7 protein-coding genes are annotated in these 9,996 nt (G+C 70.3%); 5 read left to right on the top strand and 2 right to left on the bottom strand.

Annotation, left to right across the window (positions count from 1 at the left end; genetic code table 11):
- From Q0195_RS04345 to Q0195_RS04325, 5 genes are all read left to right on the top strand, one after another.
- Window positions 1–1,471 (top strand): discoidin domain-containing protein (locus tag Q0195_RS04345; RefSeq protein ID WP_299275052.1); only part of this gene is annotated, 1,471 nt, incomplete at its 5' end.
- Window positions 1,472–1,538: 67 nt separating this feature from the next.
- On the top strand, window positions 1,539–2,546 hold the full coding sequence (gene trxB, locus Q0195_RS04340) for a thioredoxin-disulfide reductase (RefSeq protein ID WP_299275049.1): 1,008 nt from the start codon (window positions 1,539–1,541) through the stop codon (window positions 2,544–2,546).
- Window positions 2,543–2,875: a thioredoxin gene (trxA, locus tag Q0195_RS04335; RefSeq protein ID WP_299275046.1), complete on the top strand. Its 333-nt coding sequence runs from the start codon at window positions 2,543–2,545 to the stop codon at window positions 2,873–2,875. Before trxB ends, trxA begins: the two co-directional genes overlap by 4 nt.
- Window positions 2,876–2,948: 73 nt before the next feature.
- Window positions 2,949–4,283 carry a PLP-dependent aminotransferase family protein gene (locus Q0195_RS04330; RefSeq protein ID WP_299275043.1) on the top strand — a complete coding sequence of 445 codons (1,335 nt, stop codon included), beginning with the start codon at window positions 2,949–2,951 and terminating at the stop codon, window positions 4,281–4,283.
- A 16-nt stretch (window positions 4,284–4,299) separates the two neighbouring features.
- Complete coding sequence (locus Q0195_RS04325) at window positions 4,300–5,283, top strand: D-alanine--D-alanine ligase (RefSeq protein ID WP_299275040.1); 984 nt, start codon at window positions 4,300–4,302, stop codon at window positions 5,281–5,283.
- Window positions 5,284–5,367: 84 nt separating this feature from the next.
- On the opposite strand, the gene Q0195_RS04320 is transcribed toward Q0195_RS04325, so the two are convergent.
- Complete coding sequence (locus Q0195_RS04320; protein WP_299275038.1) at window positions 5,368–6,576, bottom strand: ParB/RepB/Spo0J family partition protein; 1,209 nt, start codon at window positions 6,574–6,576, stop codon at window positions 5,368–5,370.
- Window positions 6,569–7,570: a ParA family protein gene (locus Q0195_RS04315; RefSeq protein WP_299275055.1), complete on the bottom strand. Its 1,002-nt coding sequence runs from the start codon at window positions 7,568–7,570 to the stop codon at window positions 6,569–6,571. Before Q0195_RS04315 ends, Q0195_RS04320 begins: the two co-directional genes overlap by 8 nt.
- Window positions 7,571–9,996: the final 2,426 nt, after the last annotated feature.

Below are 9,996 nucleotides of genomic sequence, written 5' to 3'. Positions count from 1 at the left end.
CGGGGCCGCGGCCGGCGCCGCCGGTGCTGCAGCCGCCGCGACCCCCGCGGCCACCACGGCCGGCGACTCCCCGGCCGACGCCGAGGATGCCCCCACCACCCCGTCCGGCGACCACGGCTCGCCCGAGGAGGCGGGCAGCACCGCACCGGCCGCCGCCCCGCCGACCCCTGACGCCCCGGTCGAGAAGACCATGGCCTGGACCCCGCATCCCGCGGACGTCGAGGGCGCCGTCCCGGCTGCAGCTCCCGCCTGGGAGTCCGTCGTGTCCGCCGTACCGGCGCCGGCCGAGGACGCCCCGCCCACCGACCTGCCCACGCGCGACGTCTCGACCTGGCGCCCGCGTCCTCTCCCCGCGGATGCCCGCGCACCGGAGGACTTCACCGCGGTCGTCGCCGCCGCCGGTGAGGTCGCCGCCGCACCACCGCTGGCCGCCCGGCACCCGCGCGGCTCCGTCATCACCGCGTCGCTCGGCGCGACCGTCGGCGGTGCGGTCGCCGCGGTGGGGGAGACCGCGGGGCGCGCCGTCGGGGCCGTCCGGGACCTCCTGACCGCCGGCCGGGAGCGCGCATCCGCCGCCGCGGCCGAGCGGGCCGCCCAGCGGGAGGCCGCCGCCGAGCAGCGGCTCGCCGAGACCCGCGAGGCCGACGTCCAGGCCGCGCTCGAGCACGGCCGCGTCGTCTCCGACCCGCCCCCGGCCCGGCCGCCGGCGCACGCCACCCCACCGGCACCGGCCTACCCGCCCCCACCCACCGAGCGGTCGTGGGAGTCGGTCGTCGCCGAGCCCGAGGTCGTCGAGGAGGAGGGTCCGGTGCCGTTCCGGGAGCGGCGCCTCGACCCCACGCCGATCGTCCTTGCCGTCGCGCTGGTGGCCGTCGTCATCGGGGCGATCCTCGCCTTCCGCACCCTCACCGCCGCCCCCGACCCGGTGCGGCCGGTGCCGGTCACCCAGCAGTCCGACGCCCCCACGGCCGAGCCCGCTCCGGAGCCGGAGGTCACCTCCACCCCGGAGCAGACGCCGGAGCCGGAGCCCACCACCCCGCCCGAGCCGCCGGAGATCGCCGCGCTCGCCCCCCTCGACCCGGAGGGGGACGGTGCGGAGAACCCCGAGCTCACCCCGAACGCCCTGGACGGCGACCCGTCGACCTACTGGCGCTCCCGCTCCTACGTCGACCCGGAGTACGGCATGAAGTCCGGCATCGGGCTTCACGTCGAGCTGGAGGAGGAGACGCTCGTCTCCGCCGTCGTCATCGACCTTATGGGCGAGGGCGGCAACGTGGAGATCCGGGCCACCTCCGCCTCCTCCCCCACGGAGGGCGACGTGCTCGCCTCCGGCCCGATGGGCCCGGCCACGACCTTCACCTTCGACGAGCCGGTGGAGACCGACGAGCTCGTCCTGTGGTTCACCTCCCTGCCGGTGGCCGACTCCGACGGCCGCAACCGCATCGAGCTCGCCGAGCTCGAGGTGGAGTGAGCCCGTGGAACAAATACGCCCCGGCCGGCCTTGACCTGAGCAGAACCCCGAGCGACGAAGGACCTTCATGACGACGAGCGACACGCCCAGCACCCTCCACGAGGTCGTGATCATCGGCTCCGGACCGGCCGGCTACACCGCGGCGATCTACGCGGCGCGTGCCAACCTGGCCCCCGTGGTGATCGCCGGCGCCGTCACCGCCGGTGGCGCGCTGATGAACACCACCGAGGTGGAGAACTTCCCCGGCTTCCCCGAGGGCGTCATGGGTCCCGAGCTCATGGAGCGTATGCAGGGCCAGGCGGAGAAGTTCGGCGCCACCGTCGTCTACGACGACGCCGTGTCGGTCGACCTCACCGGCGAGGTCAAGACGGTGACCACGGCCGAGGGTGAGACCTACCGGGCGCGCGCCGTCATCCTGGCCAACGGTTCGGCCTACAAGGAGCTCGGCCTCGAGGGTGAGAAGACCCTCGGCGGGCGCGGTGTCTCCTACTGCGCGACCTGCGACGGCTTCTTCTTCCGCGACCAGCACATCATCGTCGTCGGCGGGGGTGACTCGGCGATGGAGGAGGCCACTTTCCTCACCAAGTTCGCCGCCAAGGTCACCGTGGTGCACCGGCGGGACGAGCTGCGCGCCTCGAAGATCATGGCCGACCGCGCCATGGCGAACCCGAAGATCGAGTTCGCCTGGAACAGCGAGGTCGTCGCCATCCACGGCACCGACAAGGTCACCGGCGTGACCCTGCGCGACACCGTCACCGGCGCGGAGCGTGAGCTCGCCGCCACCGGCGTGTTCGTCGCGATCGGGCACGTGCCGCGCAGCGAGATCCTCGCCGGGCAGGTCGACCTCGACGAGAACGGCTACGTCCGGGTCCAGCACCCGACCACCGCGACGAACCTGCCCGGCGTCTTCGCCTGCGGCGACCTCGTCGACAGCATCTACCGGCAGGCCATCACCGCGGCCGGCACCGGCTGCGCCGCGGCCCTGGACGCCGAGCGTTACCTCGCCGCCCTGGGTGAGGCCGCCGAGCCCGACACCGACGCCTCCCAGACCCCGCAGGGGGCGGTCGCCCGGTGACCCTGCCGCAGCTGCCGCAGGTCACCGACGACACGTTCGCCACCGAGGTGCTGGCCGGCCCCGGACCGGTCCTCGTCGACTTCTGGGCGGAGTGGTGCCAGCCGTGCCTGAAGGTGGCCCCGGTGCTCGCCGAGCTGGCCGCGGAGTACGGGGACCGGCTGCGCGTCGTCGGGCTCGACGTCGATGACAACCCGGACACCACCCAGGCCTACGGCGTCGTCTCCATCCCGACGCTCGCGCTGTTCCGCGACGGGGAGCTGGTGACGACGATCGTCGGGGCCCGGCCCAAGCCGGAACTCGCCGCACAGCTGGCGGCGCTCATTCCCTGACCGTCCCAGCCGGCGCACGACACCGAGGCGTAGCCTGCAGGCACGTGAGTGCGCGAGGAGGAGGCCACCCCAGATGACGAAGCCCGAACCACCGACCCCCGCTGGGGAGCTCGCAACCGGCGGCACGCGGCTGGACCCGTGGTTCGACTCCTACGCCGAGCGCGCACACGGCATGCGGTCCTCGGAGATTCGGGCGCTCTTCGCCGTCGCCAGCCGCCCCGAGGTGGTGTCGCTGGCGGGCGGCATGCCGAACATCTCCGGACTGCCGATCGACTTCCTCGCCGACATGACCGCCCGGCTGCTGCGTGAACGCGGACCTGAGGCGCTGCAGTACGGCAGCGGGCAGGGCGAGGTCGAGATGCGCGAGCAGATCGTCGAGGTCATGCGCTACGACCACGTGCACGCGCACCCCGACGACGTCGTCGTCACCACCGGCTCCCAGCAGGCACTGGACCTCGTCACCGAGATCTTCATCGACCCGGGTGACGTCATCGTCGCCGAGGCGCCCAGTTACGTCGGGGCACTGGGAGTCTTCCGCGCCTACCAGGCCGACATCGTCCACGTGCCGATGGACGACCACGGCATCGTCCCGGAGGAGCTCGACCGCACCCTGCAGCGGCTCAGGGGCGAGGGTCGCCGGGTGAAGATGCTCTACACCATCCCGAACTTCCACAACCCGGCCGGGGTCACGCTCGCCGCGGAGCGCCGCCCACGCGTGGTGGAGATCTGCCGCCGGCACGGGGTGCTCATCCTGGAGGACAACCCCTACGGCCTGCTCGGCTTCGACGGTGACCCGCTCCCGGCGCTGAAGAGCTACGACCCCGACGGGGTGGTGTACCTCGGCTCCTTCTCCAAGACGTTCGCCCCCGGCTATCGCGTGGGGTGGGCCGCCGCGCCGCACGCGGTGCGGGAGAAGCTCGTGCTCGCCGCGGAGGCCGCGATCCTCTCGCCCTCCCGGTTCAGCCAGCTGTCCATCACCTCCTACCTGCAGAGCTACGACTGGTACGGCCAGGTCAAGCAGTTCCGCGAGGAGTACCGCACCCGGCGCGACGCCATGATGTCGGCCCTCGCCGAGTACCTCCCCGAGGCCCGGTGGACGGTCCCGGAGGGCGGCTTCTACACCTGGGTGCAGCTGCCGGACGGCCTGGACGCCAAGGCCATGCTGCCGCGGGCGGTGACCCACCTCGTCGCCTACGTCTCCGGCACCGCGTTCTACGCCGACGGCCAGGGCGGGGACCACATGCGCCTGTCGTTCTGCTACCCGACGCCGGAACGTATCCGCGAGGGTGTCCGTCGGCTCGCCGGGGTGGTGCACTCCGAGCTCGAGCTCATCGAGATGTTCGGGACCACGGGTCCGCGTCCGGCCGACGGCAACATCGTCGACGCCCCCAGCCCAGACCAGGCGTGATCAGAGCGGAGAGACCATGACGAACGCCGAAACCGCGTCCGCCGACGACACCCTGCGGGTCGTCGTCCTCTCGGGTGGGCTGTCCCACGAGCGGGACGTGTCCCTGCGCTCCGGGCGCCGGGTCGCCCAGCTGCTGCTCGACGCGGGCCTGCACGTGGAGGTGCGGGACCTCGATGCGGAGCTGCTGCCGTACCTGCGCTCCTCCCGCCCGGACGTCGTCTTCCCCCTGGTCCACGGGTCGACCGGGGAGGACGGGTCCATCCGCAGCCTCCTCGAGCTGCTCGACGTCCCCTACGTCGGGAGCACGTCCGGGCCGAGTCGGCTGGCCTCCCGCAAGCCGGTCGCCAAGGCCGTGGTGGGTGCCGCCGGTGTCGCCACCCCGGAGTTCGTCACCCTGCCACGCGGGCTCTTCCACGAGATCGGGTCCAGTGCGGTGCTCTCCACGGCTGTGGAGGGCCTCGGTCTGCCGCTCGTGGTCAAGCCCGAGGACGGCGGCTCCGCCCTCGGCGTCACCGCGGTCCACCGTGCCGAGGACCTGCCCGAGGCGATGGTCACCTGCTTCTCCTACGGCGACGCCGCGCTCGTCGAACGGCTGGTGGAGGGCACCGAGGTGGCCGTCTCCGTGGTCGACACCCCTGACGGTCCGGTGGCACTGCCGCCGGTGGAGATCCTCACCGACGGCCCGTACGACTACGACGCGCGGTACAACGCCGGCCGGACGGAGTACTTCGTGCCGGCACGGCTGGAGGAGGAGACCACCCGTGCGGCGTGCGAGGCCGCGGTCGCCGCGCACCGCGCGCTGGGGCTGCGCGACCTGTCCCGCACGGACCTCATCGTCGACGGAGGCGGTACGCCCTGGTTCCTCGACATGAACGTCGCGCCCGGCATGACCGAGCTCTCGCTCTTCCCGCAGGCCGCGCAGGCCTGGGCGGCACAGGGCGGTCCGTCGTTCACCGACCTGGTCGTCGGGCTGGTGCGCCGCGCCGCCCAGCGGGGCTGAGCACCCGCAGGGCAGGGCCTTGTGCACCGGTGTCCTTCGGCCGGCGTGACGGGTCCGACGGTGGGTGCCGTCGGACCCGCGGGCTCAGGTGTCCAGCTGTAGCCGCTCGATGTTCGGAGCGAGGACGTCGAGGATCCGGTTGAGGTCCTCGATGCTCGCGAACTCGATGTTGATTCGGCCCTTGCGCTGGCCCATGCCGATCTTGACCCGGGTGTCGAAGCGGTCGGCGAGCCGGTTGGCGAGCTCGTCGAGCTCCGCCGCGTAGGCGTTCGCCCGGGGACGGCGGCGCATCTCCGGTGCCACCGGCTCATCCCCCAGGGCGATGATCTCCTCGGTGCTCCGGACGCTGAGGCCCTCGGCGACGATCCGTTGCGCGAGGCGCTCCATGGCCGCCGGGTCGGAGAGCCCCAGGAGTGCGCGAGCGTGACCGGCGGAGAGGATGCCGGCGGCGACGCGGCGCTGGACCAGCGGCGGCAGCTTGAGCAGCCGCAGGGTGTTGGAGATCTGCGGACGTGACCGGGCGATCCGGGCAGCCAGCTCCTCGTGGGTGCAGTCGAAGTCCTCGAGGAGCTGCTGGTAGGCCGCGGCCTCCTCCAGCGGGTTGAGCTGGGTGCGGTGGAGGTTCTCCAGCAGGGCGTCACGGAGCAGGTCGTTGTCGTCGACGTGCCGGACGATCGCCGGCACGGTGGTGCGCTCGGCGAGCTGGGAGGCACGCCAGCGTCGCTCGCCCATGATGAGCTCGTAGCGGGCCTCCTCCCCCTCCGGGAGCGGCCGCACGACGATCGGCTGGAGGACGCCGACCTCCCGGATCGAGGCAGCGAGCTCCTCCAGCTCCTCCTCGTCGAAGACCTGCCGCGGCTGGCGCCGGTTGGGGATGACGTCCTCGAGGGCCACCTCCTGGAACGTCGCACCCGGGACGGGGACGAGTGCGTCGTCCTGTGCCTGCGGAGTGGGTTCCTGCTCCGGTGCCGGCTCGGGCGATGCCGCCGAGGGGCTCGGCGCGGTGGCTCCGCTCGCCGTCCGTCGCCGCGGTGTCACCGCATCCTTCGGGATGGACGGGCGCTTGCGGCTGCGCGGTGCCGCCGCCCGGGTGGTCCGCGACCGGGAGGGGGCAGCGGCCTCGGGTGCGGCGGCGGGCTCACTTGTCGTCTTGGTACGGCCGTTGCCAGTGGAAGGTGTGGACGTGGCCGGACGCGTCTCGGGGAAGAACACGTCCACCGGACGTCCCTCGACGGGGGCCGTGGGAATGAGGGCACCCAGTCCCTTGCCCAGGCCGCGCCGCTTCTCACTCATTGACATCCTCCGTACTGTGCGCCGCAACCGGCTGTCGTTCGTGCTGTGGTCGTGAGGCAGAGCTCGCCGCCGCTGCGCGGTCGGCCATCTCCTGGGCGGCCGCCCGGTAGGCCAAGGCCCCGGTCGAGCTCGGGTCGTAGGTCAGGACGGTCTGTCCGTAGGAGGGCGCTTCCGAGATCCGCACCGACCGCGGGATCGAGACCTCGAGTGTCTGGGTCGGGAAGTGCTGGTGGACCTCGTCCGCCACCTGGCGCGACAGGTTGGTGCGCTTGTCGAACATCGTGAGCAAGATCGTCGACACATGTAGCGTAGGGTTGAGGTGTCCCCGGATGAGCTCGATGTTGCGGAGGAGCTGGCTCAGACCTTCGAGCGCGTAGTACTCCGACTGGATCGGGATGAGTACCTCGCGGGCAGCGACGAAGGCGTTGACGGTGAGGAGCCCAAGGCTGGGCGGGCAGTCGATGAAGACGTAGTCGTAGTCGCCGTGCTCGTCGTCGTCGAGGAGCGTGGCGATCGCGTTCCGCAGCCGGTTCTCACGCGCAACCATGGAGACGAGCTCGATCTCGGCGCCCGACAGGTCGATGGTGGCCGGTGCGCAGAAGAGGTTCTCGACGTCGGGGCACGGCTGGATCACCTCGGCCAGAGGAACATCCTCGATGAGGACGTCGTACGTCGAGGGCGTGCCGGCCTGATGTTCGATTCCCAGGGCGGTGGAGGCGTTGCCCTGCGGGTCGTTGTCGATGACGAGCACCCGGAGACCGCCGATCGCCAGCGCCGCCGCGAGGTTCACCGTGGTGGTGGTCTTCCCGACCCCGCCCTTCTGGTTCGCCACGGTGAGGATCTTCGTCTCCGGGGGGCGAGGGAACTGCTTACCCTCGAGCTCCATCCGTCGTCGTGCGTCTTCGGCGAGCTGCGCGGCGAGCGGTGTCGACTCGTCGAAGTCGTCGAGGCCGCCGAGGATGTTTCGCGGGTCGTTCCTGTCACTCTGGTCCACCGCTGGAATGTCCTGCACGGAGTCCAGCGTGGTGTCGTTCGACTCAGTCACACGCACCCCTTGTATCGCGCTAGCAGCGACACTCAGCCTAACCGGGGGAGCACACAGTCCAGTGCCGCCATGCCGATGTGTGGACACAACCTGGCCCTGCCTCGCACGGGGAGCACTCTGTGCTCACGCGCTCCCTTGTTCCACGTGAAACGCGTCCGCCACGGCTGGACTACAGGGGACCACGTCATCCCGGCGAGACCGGATCGCGGCTTCCGAGAGATCTCTTCTCCAGACCCGTATCTGCTCAGCCGTCGCCATGGAGGACGCAGGGCGTGTCGATTACCGGCAGGGGACGTTCGGATGCGAAAGCAAAGGGGATGTTCCGCGCAGGACCCGGAACTGCGGTCTGGAGACTCCTCACGGCGCTGACCGTGGGACCGGCGTGCACTGCCGGCTGCCGGCTCCCGAGAGCAGCTCATCGACATGCATAACCGTCCCCGCAGAACTCATGGGGCGCTCCACGTGAGTCTGCGCACAGTGTGTCTCGCCCAACGAAGTGGGTCCGTGGCCGGTGCACTGTGGGACGGTCTGCCGGCGCTGTTCCACGTGAAACACGCGGGCCAACCTGGCCCGTCGTGATGGCGACTCGGATCCACAGGCTTGACGAACGAAGCACGCTCTCGCCCATTGATCCGACATGGATCGGTCCAGGTACGGTCACCAGCCCCTCTCACTCGCTGTCCGCCAGCGTGTGCCATCCGTAGCACCCCACATCGCCCGCGCGAACTCGTCGCGGACGGGCGAGCGCCATGGACCTTGTCAGCACCGTCCCCGTGCACGCTGCATCACACAAGGCCCGACATCGCGAGCTGCTCGCTGTCGAGCTCCGTTGGTTGCCGGACGTCGAAACCTCCTCCACATAGTTCAGTTGGGCCGACGGGTCGCGCATTGACGCATCGAGCTGACCGACCGAGGTTCGAAGCAGGCCGCAGGTTGAGTTCGATGTGTAAGGGACGTGGTAGTAGTCGCACTCAGGGTTCGCACTCCGGCTTCGCATGGTGCACATTCCTGCCCTCTATCGGAGCGGCGCATGCAGCGTCTCTTGGAGCGCAATGGCAGTTCGCGTAGGTCCGTTCCACGTGAAACAGCAAGACGCCCAGATGCCGCCCACACAGACTGTTGTCCAAACGCCGGTCACTGTTAGTTCGATTCGGGGCGGCCCGAGCATCGTGGGGTCGGACGTTCCCCTTGGGTCGACCGCCGTCGTCGGCTCCACTCAGCCAGAGCGCCCTGCTCCCGGATGAGACGTGACGGGCCCGATGTCCGTGGTCTCCCGACAGTACCGCCGCGACTCCCGGATGGGTCAGGCATCACCGCCCAGCAGGCGCCGCGTTCCACGTGAAACAACACTGGGTGAGATCCACTCACCAGCACGTCTCACCAGCACGTCATCCGTATGCGGGAGAACGCTGATCGCTTCCCTGTACCAGGCCACTGAAAGCACCTGTGTCTGCAAGCGCAGACAGACCTGTCGAGATGCTTCAGCAGCCGGATCCCGCCCGGCACCGACCCAAGCTCTCATCGACCTCCATCCCTCGAATCGTCCACACGACGCACTCGTCGGTCTTTGCTACTGAGCCGCCAGCTCCGCCAATGATCAGTTTCCGCGGCGGCTACCCAGCGCCGACGTTTCACGTGAAACCGCGGCTGTCCTCGGGCAACGCGTGCCTGGTATTGCGTGATCGTCTTGGAACTCCCGTTACCAGGTCGCCTCCGCGCGCGATTTGAGGGTGCGACTTGGCGATGGCGCTCCAGCCGGCCGAGGCGCTTCCTGATCAACGCTCAACCTCACCTAGGGAGCCCTCTGTGGCTGGCTGCCTCTCGAGCGGAACACGCGACCCAATCACACGCCCCAGGGCGGTAGCGATCACCCTGGGAGTACCGCCATCAGCCGTCGACCCCGGTGGTGCCTGCCAGCGACATCCTCGGTGGGGTGAAAACCACGCGCCATGGGCAGAGAGGATCACAATGCGCTAGGCCACAGCGCACAGGAACTCCGACGGTAGGTTTCACGTGAAACACGTCGAGCGCGGTGCCGTGGTGTGCGTTCGCCGTGCCCGGCCACAAGGTCCATCAAGGGACAGCGGAGACTGGCGAGTTGCAGTACGCCGGCGCAGCTGTCGTAAAGGCACGGCACACTGATTGCAGCAGTGATCACCGGTCTACGAGACCGTGGTGCGGAGCCGACCCCACACCGATCCTTTGGCCACACAGAGCGACGGTCCGTGCGTCCGGTTTCACGTGAAACGGTGACGCTCGGCAGGATGCGCGGGTGAAACGCACCCTCACCATGCCGGAGGCGCTGGATGTTCTGCCCACACAGGTTGGGTACGCGGCTGGCGGGTGAGGCGCCGTTGAGTGCGGTGTGGCCGCGG

Source organism: uncultured Georgenia sp., from assembly GCF_937958535.1.
Taxonomy (GTDB): Bacteria; Actinomycetota; Actinomycetes; order Actinomycetales; family Actinomycetaceae; genus Oceanitalea.
The sequence above is the reverse complement of the archived record's forward strand: the minus strand, read 5'-3'. Positions and strand labels throughout refer to the sequence as shown.

What these genes read in the sequence shown, in the direction of transcription:
- trxB (WP_299275049.1), top strand. Translation starts at nt 1,539, where the DNA reads ATGACGACGAGCGACACGCCCAGCACCCTCCACGAGGTCGTGATCATC.
- Q0195_RS04330 (WP_299275043.1), top strand. Translation starts at nt 2,949, where the DNA reads ATGACGAAGCCCGAACCACCGACCCCCGCTGGGGAGCTCGCAACCGGC.
- Q0195_RS04325 (WP_299275040.1), top strand. Translation starts at nt 4,300, where the DNA reads ATGACGAACGCCGAAACCGCGTCCGCCGACGACACCCTGCGGGTCGTC.
- Q0195_RS04320 (WP_299275038.1), bottom strand. Translation starts at nt 6,576, where the DNA reads ATGAGTGAGAAGCGGCGCGGCCTGGGCAAGGGACTGGGTGCCCTCATT.